Genomic DNA, 14,018 nt, shown 5'->3' with positions numbered 1-14,018 from the left:
GGTCAGCCGGTCGGCCGCTCCGGCGCACCGGGCCGCGCCGCCTCGGGCCCCGGCACGGCCGTCCGTTGGCCGGGTACGTCGGCCGGGGCGGCGCTGCCCGCCGACCCGTCGGACCCGGCGGCGGCCGGTGCGACCGGAGGCGCCGTCTGCTCGCCGGCCTCCCGCAACGCGGTACGCGCCACCACCTGCTGCAACGTCACGGTCCGCTCGGAGCGGCCCCGCCCGATGAAGCTGACGAACCAGTGCAGTACGGCGGTGACCCGGTTCTTGAAGCCCACCAGGTACAACAGGTGCACGGCGAGCCAGAGCAGCCACCCGGTCAGTCCGGCCAACCGCAGCCGCCCGACGGTGGCCACCGCCGAGAAGCGCGAGATGGTCGCCATGCTGCCCTTGTCGCGGTACCGGAACGGCTGTCCCGCCGGCTCGCCCCGCAGCCGCCGCAGGATCTGCCGGGCCGCGTGCCGCCCGCCCTGGATGGCCACCTGCGCCACGCCCGGCAGCCGGTCCAGGGCCATCAGGTCGCCGACGACGAACACTTCGGGGTGCCCGGGCAGGGTGCAGTCGGGCTCGACCCTGACCCGACCGGCCCGGTCGGTCTCGGCGCCGGCCCGCGCGGCCAGGTGCGCGCCCAGCGGCGAACCCGACACCCCCGCCGCCCAGATCTTCGTCTTGCACTCGATGCGCCGTCGCTGGCCGTCCCGGTCGGCCACCTCGATGCCGTCGTCGTCCACGCCGACCACCGTGGCGCCCAGCTCCACGTCGACGCCGAGGCGGTGCAACTGCCGCAGCGCCTTGCCGGAGAGCCGGTCGCCGAACGTGCCGAGGACCGAGTCACCGGCGTCCAGCAGCACGATCCTGGCCTTGCGCGGGTCGATGCGCCGGAACTCGCCCGGCAGGGTCCGGTGCGCCAGCTCGGCGATCTGCCCGGCCATCTCCACGCCGGTCGGTCCGGCACCCACCACCACGAAGGTCATCCACCGCGCGATCGCCGCCGGGTCGGTCTCCAACTCGGCCAACTCGAACGCCCCGAAAATCCGCCCGCGTAGTTCGAGCGCGTCGTCGATGCTCTTCATGCCCGGCGCGTGCTCGGCGAACTCGTCGTGCCCGAAGTACGACTGCGTCGCCCCGGCGGCGACGATGAGACTGTCGTACTCGACGCGGAACGTGGTCAGCGGCGCGTTCGCGGTGACGGTCCGGGTCTCCAGGTCGATGTCGGTGACCTCGCCCAGCAGCACCTCGGCGTTGCGCTGGCGGCGCAGGATCTCGCGGGTGGCGGGCGCCACCTCGCCGGGGGAGAGGATGCCGGTGGCCACCTGGTAGAGCAGCGGCTGGAACAGGTGGTGGGTGGTCCGCGCGACCATGGTCACGTCCACCGGCGCGCGGCGCAGCGCCTTGGCCGCGAACAGCCCGCCGAAGCCGGATCCGATGATCACCACCCGGTGCCGCCGGTCACCGGTGCCCGTGCCGTCGGTGCTCCTGTCTCGGTGCATCTGCGCCCTCCGTCCCGGTGTGAGCCACGCCCTTCGGCGTCTGCACGTCATCCTCAAGCGCGCTCCCGGCCGGACGGAACCGGCGGCTCGATCAATCTGATCTGATTTCCGGTACGTCGGCGGCGAAACCCGTGCCTCGGCGGCTCCGCGTACGGCCGGACCAGAGCGCCGTGTCCGGCGGCCCGCGCCGTACGTTGCCTCTGTGACGGCGCTCACCGGTCCCGGCTGCCGGCAGGTCGGCGCCGAGGCGTGGACGGACCGTGACACGCGCGTGCGGAGCGTCAGCAAACTTGATTGATTCCAAAAGAGTGGAGTAGGTTGGCCGGCATGACGTCCGACTTCGAGGCCCAGCTCCGTGCGGTCTCGTTGCGCGTGACCCGGCCCCGACTGGCGGTGCTCGCGGCGCTGCGGAACCACCCGCACGTCGACACCGACGCGGTGACCCGGCTGGTCCGGGCCGATCATCCCACCGTGTCCCACCAGGCCATCTATGACGTGCTGCGGGCTCTGACCGACGCCGGTCTGGTGCGTCGCATCCAGCCTGCCGGGGCCGTCGCCCGGTACGAGTCCCGGGTGGGGGACAACCACCACCACGTGGTCTGCCGCTCCTGCGGCGCGATCGCCGACGTGGACTGCGCCGTCGGTGACGCCCCCTGTCTCACCGCCTCCGAAGACCACGGTTTCGTGGTCGACGAGGCGGAGGTCGTCTACTGGGGCACCTGCCCCGACTGCGACCGCACGCACCACCAGTGACACGCACCACCAGTGATCCGCCAGGTCGGAAGGAAGCAGCACATTGAGTAACGCACAGCACGACGGTCCGACGAGCGCCCAGGGCGTGGACAAGAAGGCCGAGTCCGGCTGCCCCGTGGCCCACGACTCGGTGACCGCGCACGGCAGCGAGAGCGAGAACCCGGCGATCGACTCGCCCACCCCGAAGACCGGCGGTCGCCCGCGTACCAACCGGGACTGGTGGCCCAACCAGCTCGACCTGTCGGTGCTGCACGCCCACTCGTCCAAGGGCAACCCGCTCGGCGCCGACTTCAGCTACGCCAAGGAGTTCGCCAAGCTCGACGTCGAGGCGCTCAAGCGGGACATCACCGAGGTCCTCACCACCTCGCAGGACTGGTGGCCGGCCGACTTCGGCCACTACGGCGGTCTGATGATCCGGATGAGCTGGCACGCCGCCGGCACGTACCGCATCGAGGACGGTCGCGGCGGCGCCGGCGACGGCGGCCAGCGGTTCGCCCCGCTCAACAGCTGGCCGGACAACGCCAACCTGGACAAGGCCCGCCGCCTGCTGTGGCCGGTCAAGCAGAAGTACGGCCAGCAGATCTCCTGGGCCGACCTGCTCGTGCTCGCCGGCAACGTGGCCCTGGAGTCGATGGGCTTCAAGACCTTCGGCTTCGGCTTCGGCCGCCCCGACGTGTGGGAGCCCGAGGAGATCTTCTGGGGCCCGGAGGACACCTGGCTCGGTGACGAGCGCTACGTCTCCGAGCAGGAGATGGCCACGGGCGTCGGCGCGACCGAGATGGGCCTGATCTACGTCAACCCGGAGGGCCCCCGTGGCAACGCGGACCCGCTCGCCGCGGCGCACTTCATCCGGGAGACCTTCGCCCGGATGGCGATGAACGACGAGGAGACCGTCGCGCTCATCGCCGGTGGCCACACGTTCGGCAAGACCCACGGTGCCGGCATCGCCGACGACCACGTGGGCCCGGAGCCCGAGGGCGCCCCGCTGGAGACGCAGGGCCTGGGTTGGCTGAGCACGCACGGCAGCGGCAAGGGCGCCGACACGATCACCAGCGGCCTCGAGGTCACCTGGACCGACCGGCCGACCGAGTGGAGCAACCGCTTCTTCGAGATCCTCTTCGGCTACGAGTGGGAGCTCACCACCAGCCCGGGTGGGGCGAAGCAGTGGGTCGCCAAGGACGCCGAGGCGATCATCCCGGACGCCCACGACCCGTCGAAGAAGCACAAGCCGACCATGCTCACGACGGACCTGTCGCTGCGTGTGGATCCGGCGTACGAGCGGATCTCCCGCCGGTTCCTGGAGAACCCCGACGAGTTCGCGCTCGCCTTCGCCAAGGCCTGGTACAAGCTGCTGCACCGCGACATGGGCCCGGTCAGCCGCTTCCTCGGCCCGTGGGTCCCCGAGGCCCAGCTCTGGCAGGACCCGGTGCCGGCCGTCGACCACGAGCTGGTCGGTGACGCCGACGTCGCCGCCCTCAAGACCAAGGTCCTACAGTCCGGGCTGAGCACCGCCCAGCTCGTCTCCACCGCCTGGGCCTCGGCCGCCAGCTTCCGCTACACCGACAAGCGGGGCGGCGCCAACGGTGCCCGGATCCGCCTCGAACCGCAGCGGAACTGGGAGGTCAACCAGCCGGAGCAGCTCGCCGCCGTGCTCAAGACGCTGGAGGACATCCAGCGGGAGTTCAACGCGGCCGGTGGCGCGAAGATCTCCCTGGCGGACCTGATCGTGCTGGCCGGCTCCGCTGCGGTGGAGAAGGCGGCGCGCGACGCCGGGGTCGAGATCACCGTCCCGTTCCACCCGGGCCGCACCGACGCCAGCCAGGAGCAGACCGACGTCGAGTCGTTCCGGGTCATGGAGCCGCGAGCCGACGGGTTCCGCAACTACCTGCGCCCGGGTGAGAAGACCCAGCCGGAGGTGCTGCTCGTCGACCGGGCGTACATGCTCAACCTGACCGCGCCCGAGATGACCGCCCTGATCGGCGGCCTGCGCTCGCTCGGGGCCAACGTCGGCGACAGCCGCCACGGCGTCCTCACCGACCGGCCCGGCGTGCTCACCAACGACTTCTTCGCCAACCTGCTCTCCCCGGGCACGCGGTGGAAGGCGTCGGAGACCGACGAGCACGTCTACGAGATCCGCGACCTGGCGACCGACCAGGTGAAGTGGACCGCCACCGCGGTCGACCTCGTCTTCGGCTCCAACTCGCAGCTCCGGGCGCTCGCCGAGGTCTACGCCAGCGACGACGCCCGCGGCAAGTTCGTGGCCGACTTCGTCGCCGCCTGGACCAAGGTGATGGAACTCGACCGGTTCGACCTGGCCTGATCCGGGTCGTACCGAAAGGGGCTCCGGTCGATCGTCGACGATCGACCGGGGCCTCCCGTCTGTGGGACACCGCGTCGACCTCCCGTTCCCGGCAGGCCGCGCGGTGTCCCTACGCGGTGCGGCGGGCGAGCACGAAACCCGCCCCTGCGGCGACGGCGACGAAGACGACCACCACGCTCAGCGCCTGGTTCAACGTCGCGCCCGCGCTCTCCGGCGAGGACCCGCCAGCGGCGGCAGGCGGCGCTGCGGTCGCCTCCGGCGGGTTCTCCAACACCGCGTTGGTCGCGATCAACCTCGGTGCCGGGTAGTCGCTGTCGGCGGTGCGGTCGATCCAGTCGAGTGAACTGCCGTCGGCACACAGTTGCAGCACCGGGAAGTGCAGCGTGTCGCCCGCCTGGGCGGCGATCCGGGCGGTCACGCCCACCTCGGCTGTCTCCAGCCCCGGTCCGGTGAACGTGACGCGGTCCCCGGAGAGCGCGGCGGACCAGCCCTCCGGTTCCACGGTGCCGGTCGCGGTCACCCCCTCGGGCAGGGCGACGACCAGTTCCGTGGTGGGGGAGTCGTCGCAACTGTGGTCGTAGGCGAACGTCAGGGTCGTGCTGCCGTCACCGTTCGGCTGCGCCCCCGCGACCTCGACGTGCGCCGAGGCCGGCGCCGTCCCCAACGCCAGGTACGCGACCACGCCGCCCGCCACGGCGGCCGTCCGGATCCACCGTCGCGGCGTCATCCGACGTCCACCGTGACCCGGGCGACCGGACTCTCGTACTTCGAGGTCCGGACGCTGACCTGGACCACCCACGAGCCGGCGAGCGGCAGGTCGACGACCGCCTCGTACCGGCCGGGTCCGGTCGGCGACAGCGTCCGTTCCAGCGGCCCGACGTCCATCGCGGGCAACTGGACCGTCAACCTGGGGTCGTCGACCGGCTCGACGGGCCGGCCCGTCGCATCGAGCAGATTCAGTTCCATCGAGTTCACTCCCACCACCCCGGGGGTCAGCCGGACCACGGCCCGCCCCGACCCCAGCGGAGCCTCCACCAGGATCGGACGCTCCCCGGCATCGGCCGCCGGACGCGTACCGGCCTCGGTGACCGGGCTCTGCGTGACCAGGAACCCGGTGGCGGCGACCACCCCGACCAGCAGCGCCGCTTCCCACCGGACCGCGCGCCGCAGCAGCCGCCACGCCGCCGGAGCTCCCTCGTCGCGATCGATGGCCACGACGCGCGGCACCAGACGGAACCGGTTGTGTGCGGCCACCGCCAGCACCACGACGGTCAGTCCCGCCTTGGTCAGCAGGGCCAGACCGTAGGCCGTGTCCCGGAGCGCCTCCCAGGACCCCAGGATGCGCCATCCGAGCAGTACCCCGGCGACGCCGAGCAGGGCGACGAGGACGGCGGCGACCCGCGAGAACGCGGACACCGTACGCGCCGCCGCGCCGGGCGGCAGTTCGGCCGACCGGGTCAGCGTCCAGGCCAGGGCCACCAGCCCGCCCAGCCACACCCCGGCGGTGACCACGTGCAGCACGTCGGCCGGGACGACCAGCCAGGCCGGACCGTAGGTCCGGGTGTGGCCGACCAGGGCGACCGCCCCCCAGGCGAGGACCACACCGGCGAACGCCACCGCGGTCAGCGGCGCCCGCCGGTCGGGACCGGTGGCCCCGGCAACCGGCGAGGGCTCGGCCGCCTCGACGGTAGGCGGAGACCCGGCCGTCGCGGTGGCCCACCAGGCGGCACCCAGACCCAGCATCACCAGCAGACTGCTCAGGGACTCCTCCGCACCGAGGCCGGCGGTCCACAGCGCGGGATCGACCAGTCCGTCCAGGTTGCGGCCGTCCTGCCAGGCGGGCACGGCCGGCACCAGGACCAGCCGCGCCACCACGGTCAGCCCCACCGACCAGGCGGCCAGCCGCAGCAGCCGTCGCCGCAGCACCGGCGCGTCGGCGCGCAGCAGCACCAGCAGGAAGACCAGGACGCCCGCGCCGACCAGCAGGCCGAGGTACGCGAGCGCCTCGGTGACCTGACGCAGGACGTCCAGCCCACGTCCCGGACTGCTCTCCGGCACCGCCACGGTGGAACTGCTCGGCGCCCCCACCGCGAAGCTGAATCCGCCCGAGACGGGGTGGCTGTCGGCGGAGATCACCCGGAACGTGACGATGTAGGTGCCGCCGGGCAGCTCCGGCGGCACGGTCAGGACCACCGTGGTGTCCACCGACCGGCTGTCGCTGGACAACTCCGCGCCGGCCGCGTCGAGCAACCGGACGCCGCCCGCGCGTACCGCCACCGGCTCGTTGAAGGTCAACGTGATCTGGGCCGGCGTGGTCGCCAGCACGGCGCCGTCGGCCGGGTCGGTGCCCAGCAGGACGGCGTGGGCGGCGGCCGGCGCCGCCGGCACGACGGCCGCCAACAGGCCGAGCAGGCCGGCGAACGCGATGGACCGCACCCACCGCGTTCGCCCGCCTGCTGCCGTCCGCCGTGCCGCGAGGCCGCTACGGGACGTCACCTGCGTTGCCGCCCGTCAGGCCGTCCTGCGGGTACGCGCCAGCGCCAGCCCGCCGGCCAGCAGACCCAGCGCGCCGAGCACCAGGCCGATCCACCCCACCGCGCCGCTGCCGCCACTGGACTCCGTGCTGGTCCGGGCCACCGGCTGCACCGCGGCGTCGCCGTCGGCCTCGGCGGTCAACACGAACTTCGGTGCCGGATACTCCAGCTCGTCGGCGTTCTGACCGTCGGCGGGCATCTGCACCCAGGGCGTCTCACCCTGCTCGCAGGTCTGCACCGAGGGGAACGCCAGCGTCTCGCCGGCGGCGTCGGGCAGCTTCACCGACAGCTCGAAGGTGTCCCGCAGGTCGGCCGGCAACGGCGTCCTGGCGGTGTAGACCACCTCGGCGACCCGCTGGGTGACCTCGTTGCCGTGGCTGTCCTTGACCGGCGGATTCAGGTCCGCCATCACCTTCTCCACCGTCCAGTTCGGATTCACCGTCGGCGTGACGGTGACGATCCGCTCGGGGATCTGGATGGACACCTTGGTGGTGGCGGAACCGTCGCAGCCGTGCGGCACACCCATCGTCAGCACGGCGTACGAGCCGGCGGTCGTCACCGACGGGCTGATCGTGACGTGCGCGGCGGCCGGTGAGCCGGCGAGCGCCACGGTCGCGGCGGTGAAGAGCCCGAGAGCGCCGAGCTGGGCGACCCGACGACGTGTGAGGAACATGTGTGGACGACCTTCCGGGAGGGGTGCGGCGACCGGTGCGTACGCACCTCGCTTACCTGGTCGGGCACACCCCGCCCGGAGTTCCCTGCATCGTCGAGGATTTCTGCCGTGGTCAGGAATCCGCGCGGGTGCCGAGGGCGAACCGGATGGTCGTGGTCAGCCGGAGGCTTCCGCCGTCCGGGGACAGCACGTCCGCCACGTCGGCGAGGGCGGCGGGCAGCCGTTCGGTCGGGATGCTCTCCAGGATCGTGCGGGCTCCGTGGGACCAGACCCAGGCGACGAAGTGGTCGCTGTCGCGGAACCGGCTCTCGAACGGTACGTCGTGCACGGTGACCTGGTGGTAGCCGGCACGGCGCAGCAGGTCACCGGTCGACTCGCGGGTGGCGAAGTCGTCCTCCCGGCCGGTCGCCGGTGGTTGGCGGCGCTCCGGCGGCACGTGCCGGGCCAGCGTGCCGAGCGCCGCGGTGAAGCGCGGGTCGTAGGCGGCGAAGGTGGTGACGCCGAGCCGCCCGCCGGGACGCAGCAACCGCCGGTAGGCGCTCAGTGCGGACAGCGGCGCGGGTAGCAGGAACACGACGAGTCCGGCGAGCACCGCGTCGAAGGCGGCCTCGGGCAGGGGTGGATCCTCGGCGTCGGCGACCTCCACCCGGACGTGCGGGAGGCCGGCGGTGTCGGCGCGGGTCAGGTCGACCATCGTCGGAGCCAGGTCGATGCCGACGACACCGCCGGTGGGGCCGACGGCCTGTGCCGCGGGCAGCAGGACGGCACCCCGCCCGCATCCGACGTCGAGGACCTGTTGTCCCGGGCGCAACCCGGCCCGGCGTACCAGTTCCCGCCCCATCGGGCCGAAGAACTCCACGCCGACGCGGTCGTAGGTGGCGGCGCTGCGGTCGAACACCGCCGCCGTGTCGTGGCTGGCGCGAGTCGCGCCGATTCGGTTACTCACGGGCTTCCCCCTGGGTGTCTGGTGGTGCCGTCGAACCATCCATCGTCGTGCCTCTATACCCAGCCCACCCGGACCTTAACGATCACGGTATTCGTTCCAGCCTCCGCGCGTCGCTCCTTGGCGAACTCGGTTCGAAGAAACGTCCTCGCTGAAGCGCCACTGATATGAACTATCTTAAGGTCTGGGCGTTGCGAGATTAGGAAAATCAAGCTACAACTAGTCCTAGGTGCGTCGTCGACGGCAGGGGGCCGCAGGTGGACTGGCAGGAACTGACGGATCTGACCCGTGGGCAGTCGTTCGTGGTCGAACGGGTCCGCCTCACCGGCAGCGGCATCGCGGTCGAAGGACAGTTCGAGCCGCCGCAACTCGCCCAACTCGGCGTCGACGACCAGGTGTTCGTGGCCGCCTTCGTGCGGTCACACGGCTCGATCAAGGAGATGGAGCGGATCTTCGGAGTGAGCTACCCGACGATCAAGTCCCGCCTCAACCGGATCGCCGCCCAGCTCGACTTCGTGGACACCGACCCGGGGCCCACCGGCGCCGACGTCGTCGACCGCCTGCGGCGGGGAGAGATCGACGTCGCACAGGCGTTGACCGAGCTGGAGAGTTCACGGTGATCCCGCAGTTGGTGACGATCCGTCACCGCCGCCCCGACGGCCGCTGGCGGCGGCGGTACGTACCGGTCCTGCCGGTCCTGCTGCTGCTCGCGCCACTGCTGCTGATCGCCCTCCCGGTCGCCCTGATCGCCTGCCTCGTCGTCCGGGTGAACCCGGTGGCCGCGTCACGGGGGGTGGGACAGGTGCTGTGCGCCCTGCCCGGCACCCGGATCGAGATCGGGCAGGGCGGCAAGGCCCTGCTGATAAGCGTGAGATGAGTCGAGGAAGAGGACCGACATGAACGAGCAGCGCCGCCAGATCCTCCAGATGCTGGCCGACGGCAAGATCACCGCTGACGAGGCGGAACAGCTCATCAGCGCCCTGGAGCGTGAGCAGGTGGCGTCGCCGACGGCGGCCCTGCACCGCCCGAAGGCGCGCCCCAAGTATCTGCGCGTGCTGGTGACCTCGAACGACGACGACGGTCCCGGCCAGGTCAACATCCGGGTCCCGCTGCAACTGCTGCGCGCCGGGGTACGCCTCACCAGCCTGGTCCCCCCGCAGGCGCTCAGCAAGGTCAACGTCGAGCTGGCCAAGTCCGGCGTACCCATCGACCTGACCCAGCTCAAGCCGCAGCACATCGAGGACCTCGTCGAGCAGCTCGACGACCTCACCGTCGACGTGGACCAGCCCGAGGCCAAGGTGCAGGTCTTCTGCGAGTGACCCGCACGTCCCGCAGCCGGGCCGCGGGGTGTCGGGCAGCGCGGCCCGACACCACGCGTCACCTGTCGGACAACAGTGCGGCGACCGCCTCGGCGGTGCTCGGGTGGGTCTCCACCAGGGTCGCCGCGCCGCCACGCGGTGTGTGCCAGCCGTCCGCGACGCCGAACAGCTCGGCGACCGCGTCCACCGGTTCCGGATGACCGGCCAGCAGGGCGTGCACCGGCCCGGCCGCCACACCCGGGACACCCGCCGCGACGGTCGGGGTGGTGGGGGCGGTGGCCAGCCAGGGCGGCACCCAGGAGTTCAGCTCGGGCAGGGTGCCCGGGAAGGTACGCCCCGCCTCCCGGACCAGCAGCGGCACCGACTCGGCGCCGTGCTCCCGCAGCGTGGTGACCAGATTGGGTAGCCAGGGCAGCAGCACCGGGTCGGGCAGCCGGGCGAACGCGGGCGACATGGTCTCCACCACGAACGGCGCGAGCCCCGGCACCGGTTCCAGCGCGTGCACGAACCCGGACAGGTACTGCGGGAAGGCCGGCACCACCAGCGGGTTCGCCAGCAGCTCCCGGCACTGGGCCCGCAGCTCGGTCAGGGGCAGCAGACCGAGCTGGTGCCGGGCCGCCCAGAGCAGGGCCACCTTGGCCGGAGCCTGCGGATGGGACTGACCCACCGCGAGTTCGAGCTGGGAACGTTCGCAGCCCAGGGCGAGTGCCAGGCTCTCCAGGCTGAACAGGAACCCGAGCATCGCCCCGACCTGCCGTACGCCGGTCTCCTCCTCGACGAAGGCGGTCGGCAGCAACGTGCAGTAGTGCGCGTACCCGGTGGTCACGAACGCCGCGCACCAGGCCGGCAGCGTCGGCGCGGTGGCCTGGTGGTGAGCGAGCAGCCGACGGATCCGGCGCAGCACGTGCGGCGCGTCGTCGACGGTACGTTCGGCGGCGAGCAGCTCCACCGCCCGGTTGCCGAGTTCCTCGACCAGCCGAGGGCTGTCCAGCAGCCGGATGGCGTCCTCGACGGCGGTGAGCGCACCGACGGCGGTGGCGTCCGGGCCGTGTGCCGCCCGACGCAGGCGCTGTTCCAGCACCTGTTCGACGGTCACGCCCTCGTACCCGAGTTCGATCAGCGCACGCTGGTGACGGCCCAGCGCCAGGTCCCAGCTCTCCTGGATGGACCGGTGACCGAGCCGACGTTCACCCATGATCGGACGGACCGCACCGGGCGGCAGCACGTGCCGCAGCATCCAGAGCAGATCCGAGCAGCCCGCCAGCTCCGGGCTGGCCGGTAGATCCAACAGCGCCCGCTGCATGGTCCGCTTCTCCAGGTCCAGACCGAGCGGCTGGAGCCGGTCCAGCACGTCGCGGGCCAGCGGCGGCAGGGCGTCGTAGCCGACCTGCCCGATCCGGTCCCCGCCGAGCAGGATCTCGCAGAGCCGCCGCACATCGCGCCGACCCGGCACCACGTCCTTCTCGATGCACGTCACCGCCGCGTCGGCGAAGTCGTACGGGGTGGGTCGGGCCCGGTCACGCAGCCCGGCCAACAGGATCGAGGTCTCGAACACCGCGATCGCGTCGGCGGTGCTGGCCAGGTAACCGTTGCGCCGGGCCAGCCGGACGATGTCCACACACCACCGGCGCAGCTCCGCCTCGTCGAGCCCGTCCAGGGTGGGGGGAGCGGCGAGGAACCCGGAGAGCCGGTCGGTGACCGCCTCGGCCGGTGCCGGATCCGGCTCGCCGCGTCCCCGTCGGCCCCGGGACGTGCCGCCCCGCTGGCCGTCCAGCCGGTACGGCGTCACACCCGACCCGCTCACCGCCCTGGTCCAGCTCGCCGCCGCGATCGACACCGATCCGGGCGCGAGACCGAACTGTGCCTCGATCGCCGAGTGGCTGGACGGGATCAGGCCGTACCGCCACCGGGTCGCGGTGCGCGGCGAGATGTCGAAGTCCGGGGCGGTGGAGTCCAGGCCGAACTGCTCGACCCGGCTGGCGGCGTGGAAGGCGCCGCAGACGTAGAGACAGTCCTCGGGTGCCGCGCCGGAGGCCGCCAGGTGCTGCCGGATCCGGGTCCACATGTAGCGTTCCCGGTCCTCGTCCCGGTCGGTGCGGTCCGACCCGGCGGGACGCAACCGCCGGAACAGGCTGCCGATCAGCACCATCACCTGACGGTAGGTGTCGTGGTCGGCGACGGTGAGTGGCCGCTCGACGTACTGGTCCCACCACTCCGACCAGTGCCGCACCTTGCCGTGGTGCAGCAGGTGCGCCTCCAACTCGGCGAACCGGGGACGCAGGTCGCCGATCTCCACGCCCACCGCGTCGCCGTGCAGGGCCGCCTGTTCGCCCGCCTCGGCCCCGCTCTCCGCGCCGGGCACCTCGCCCGGTGGTGGTGTCTCGGCACGGGGCGACCACTGGAAGACGTGATCGGTGGAGCGGTCGACCAGCACCAGTTCCACCCCGGGCGTCTCCAACGCGTACGCGATCGCCTGGTACTCGGCGGACGCCTCGGTGACCGGCGCGATCACGCTGAGCGGACCCCACGCGGCGGGGAAACCGTCGAGTTCGGAGGCGAACGCCTGCACCGCCACCGGCAGCCGACAGTTGCGCAGTTCCCCCAGCAACGGCCGCAGGTCCTCGCAGAGCTCCAGATAGATCACCCGAGGCTGCCTGCTCCGCAACCGACGCACCATGGCCAGCGCGGAGGCCGGCGAATGGTGGCAGACCGGGAAGATCTCCAGCCGCTCGCCCAGGGCCCGGTCCACGTCGTCGACCATCCCGGCCAGGATGTCGGCCAGCGCGTCCGGACCGCCCGCGAACGCGGCGGCCGCGTCGGTGAGCTGCTCACGCAGGGCACCGAACGCGCCGACGGCCGCCGGGGCGCTCATGACAGGGCGGCGATCGCCTGACGGCCACCGTCGAGGAAGCCGCGCCACTCACCGCCGTCCTCGGTGGCCCGGGGCTCCACCACCGCGTGCAGGTACTTGTTGAGGATCGCCAGGTCCTCCGGGCTGCGTCGGGCCAGCGATCCCATCAGCGAACCGGCGAGCGTCTCGGCCCGCAGGGTCCGGTCGCCGAAGAACTGACTGTGCAGGATCGCGTCCTCCAGCACCCCGATCTGCTCGGCGGTGGACAGCGCCGACTCCAACTTCTCGTCGTCGCTGGTCGCCGACGCGGCGGCGGCCCGCAGGTCGGCGAAGCTCTGCAACAGGATGTCCAGCAGCGTGGGCGGCACGTCCAGCTCCACATGGTGGCGGCGTAGCAACTCCTCGGTCCGGAACCGGACGATCTCCGCCTCGCTGCGTTTGTTGGTGACCACCGGGATCCGGACGAAGTTGAACCGTCGCTTCAGCGCGGACGACAGGTCGTTGACGCCCCGGTCCCGGCTGTTGGCGGTCGCGATGATGGAGAATCCGGGCTGGGCGAAGACGATGTTGTCGTCGTTCAGCTCGGGGATGGAGACGTACTTCTCGGACAGGATGGAGATCAACGCGTCCTGTACGTCGCTGGTGGACCGGGTCAGCTCCTCGAAACGGCCCACCACGCCCTGCTCCATCGCCGTCATGATCGGCGACGGGATCATCGACTCACGCGACTGGCCCTTGGCGATGACCATGGAGACGTTCCACGAGTACTTGATGTGGTCCTCGGTGGTGCCGGCGGTGCCCTGCACGACCAGCGTGGAGTTGCGGCAGATCGCCGCCGACAGCAGTTCGGCGAGCCAGCTCTTGCCGGTGCCCGGGTCACCGATGAGCAGCAGGCCCCGGTCCGACGCCAGCGTCACGATGCTGCGTTCGACGAAGCTGCGGTCGCCGAACCACTTCTGCGGGATCTCCCGGTCCAGACCGTCGGCGCGTTCCGAACCCAGCACGAACAGCCGGACCATGCGCGGGCTCAACCGCCACGAGTACGGCTTCGGTCCGGTGTCCACCGACTCCAGGAAGTCGAGTTCGTCGGCGTACTTGACCTCGGCGGGGGCACGCAGCATCTCGGACATCAGGG

The 14,018-nt window shown here is 71.9% G+C and carries 12 protein-coding genes; 5 read left to right on the top strand and 7 right to left on the bottom strand.

Going from position 1 to position 14,018, the window contains the following annotated elements:
- Positions 1-2: 2 nt before the first annotated feature.
- Positions 3-1,490 carry an NAD(P)/FAD-dependent oxidoreductase gene (locus ACQVFL_RS17850; RefSeq protein WP_431727057.1) on the bottom strand — a complete coding sequence of 496 codons (1,488 nt, stop codon included), beginning with the start codon at positions 1,488-1,490 and terminating at the stop codon, positions 3-5.
- 327 nt (positions 1,491-1,817) lie between these two features.
- Here ACQVFL_RS17850 and ACQVFL_RS17845 point away from each other — a divergent pair, with 327 nt between their 5' ends.
- Both ACQVFL_RS17845 and katG read left to right on the top strand, forming a co-directional pair.
- Complete coding sequence (locus ACQVFL_RS17845; RefSeq protein WP_396694697.1) at positions 1,818-2,243, top strand: Fur family transcriptional regulator; 426 nt, start codon at positions 1,818-1,820, stop codon at positions 2,241-2,243.
- Between the two features lie 43 nt (positions 2,244-2,286).
- Entirely contained in the window at positions 2,287-4,563 is a 2,277-nt protein-coding gene (katG, locus tag ACQVFL_RS17840) for a catalase/peroxidase HPI (protein WP_431727056.1), read from the top strand.
- 109 nt (positions 4,564-4,672) lie between these two features.
- On the opposite strand, the gene ACQVFL_RS17835 is transcribed toward katG, so the two are convergent.
- The 4 genes from ACQVFL_RS17835 to ACQVFL_RS17820 all read right to left on the bottom strand — a co-directional run bounded on the left by ACQVFL_RS17835 (position 4,673) and on the right by ACQVFL_RS17820 (position 8,704).
- A complete protein-coding gene (locus ACQVFL_RS17835; protein ID WP_431727055.1) occupies positions 4,673-5,290 on the bottom strand; it encodes a DUF1775 domain-containing protein in 618 nt (205 codons plus the stop codon).
- Positions 5,287-6,999 (bottom strand): copper resistance protein CopC, encoded by a 1,713-nt coding sequence (locus ACQVFL_RS17830; protein ID WP_431727054.1) that lies wholly within the window; start codon positions 6,997-6,999, stop codon positions 5,287-5,289. The genes ACQVFL_RS17835 and ACQVFL_RS17830 overlap by 4 nt, the downstream gene beginning before the upstream one ends.
- 75 nt (positions 7,000-7,074) lie before the next feature.
- A complete protein-coding gene (locus tag ACQVFL_RS17825) occupies positions 7,075-7,770 on the bottom strand; it encodes a YcnI family protein (RefSeq protein ID WP_396694705.1) in 696 nt (231 codons plus the stop codon).
- 112 nt (positions 7,771-7,882) lie between these two features.
- Positions 7,883-8,704: a class I SAM-dependent methyltransferase gene (locus tag ACQVFL_RS17820; protein WP_431729843.1), complete on the bottom strand. Its 822-nt coding sequence runs from the start codon at positions 8,702-8,704 to the stop codon at positions 7,883-7,885.
- Between the two features lie 266 nt (positions 8,705-8,970).
- On the opposite strand from ACQVFL_RS17820, the gene ACQVFL_RS17815 reads away from it, so the two are divergent.
- Genes ACQVFL_RS17815 through ACQVFL_RS17805 form a run of 3 tightly spaced genes read left to right on the top strand, consistent with a single transcriptional unit; the run spans position 8,971 to position 10,032 of the window.
- The gene (locus ACQVFL_RS17815; protein ID WP_350699841.1) at positions 8,971-9,333 is read left to right on the top strand and encodes a DUF2089 domain-containing protein; all 363 of its coding nucleotides are present in this window, start codon (positions 8,971-8,973) and stop codon (positions 9,331-9,333) included.
- Positions 9,330-9,590, top strand: coding sequence for a hypothetical protein (locus ACQVFL_RS17810; RefSeq protein ID WP_431727053.1), 261 nt, complete (start codon positions 9,330-9,332; stop codon positions 9,588-9,590). The genes ACQVFL_RS17815 and ACQVFL_RS17810 overlap by 4 nt, the downstream gene beginning before the upstream one ends.
- 19 nt (positions 9,591-9,609) lie before the next feature.
- Positions 9,610-10,032 (top strand): SHOCT-like domain-containing protein, encoded by a 423-nt coding sequence (locus ACQVFL_RS17805; RefSeq protein WP_396694709.1) that lies wholly within the window; start codon positions 9,610-9,612, stop codon positions 10,030-10,032.
- Positions 10,033-10,090: 58 nt separating this feature from the next.
- Here the strand turns inward: ACQVFL_RS17805 and ACQVFL_RS17800 are convergent, their stop codons facing one another.
- A complete protein-coding gene (locus ACQVFL_RS17800) occupies positions 10,091-12,904 on the bottom strand; it encodes a DUF5682 family protein (protein ID WP_431727052.1) in 2,814 nt (937 codons plus the stop codon).
- Entirely contained in the window at positions 12,901-14,013 is a 1,113-nt protein-coding gene (locus tag ACQVFL_RS17795; protein ID WP_396694713.1) for an AAA family ATPase, read from the bottom strand. Before ACQVFL_RS17795 ends, ACQVFL_RS17800 begins: the two co-directional genes overlap by 4 nt.
- Between the last annotated feature and the right edge of the window lie 5 nt (positions 14,014-14,018).

Source organism: Verrucosispora sp. TAA-831 (assembly GCF_050780145.1).
Classification (GTDB): domain Bacteria; phylum Actinomycetota; class Actinomycetes; order Mycobacteriales; family Micromonosporaceae; genus Micromonospora.
Note: the sequence above shows the minus strand (reverse complement) of the source record. Positions and strands in the feature narration are given on the sequence as shown.

What these genes read in the sequence shown, in the direction of transcription:
- ACQVFL_RS17835 (WP_431727055.1), bottom strand. Translation starts at nt 5,290, where the DNA reads ATGACGCCGCGACGGTGGATCCGGACGGCCGCCGTGGCGGGCGGCGTG.
- ACQVFL_RS17825 (WP_396694705.1), bottom strand. Translation starts at nt 7,770, where the DNA reads ATGTTCCTCACACGTCGTCGGGTCGCCCAGCTCGGCGCTCTCGGGCTC.
- ACQVFL_RS17850 (WP_431727057.1), bottom strand. Translation starts at nt 1,490, where the DNA reads ATGCACCGAGACAGGAGCACCGACGGCACGGGCACCGGTGACCGGCGG.
- ACQVFL_RS17800 (WP_431727052.1), bottom strand. Translation starts at nt 12,904, where the DNA reads ATGAGCGCCCCGGCGGCCGTCGGCGCGTTCGGTGCCCTGCGTGAGCAG.
- ACQVFL_RS17795 (WP_396694713.1), bottom strand. Translation starts at nt 14,013, where the DNA reads ATGTCCGAGATGCTGCGTGCCCCCGCCGAGGTCAAGTACGCCGACGAA.
- ACQVFL_RS17845 (WP_396694697.1), top strand. Translation starts at nt 1,818, where the DNA reads ATGACGTCCGACTTCGAGGCCCAGCTCCGTGCGGTCTCGTTGCGCGTG.
- ACQVFL_RS17805 (WP_396694709.1), top strand. Translation starts at nt 9,610, where the DNA reads ATGAACGAGCAGCGCCGCCAGATCCTCCAGATGCTGGCCGACGGCAAG.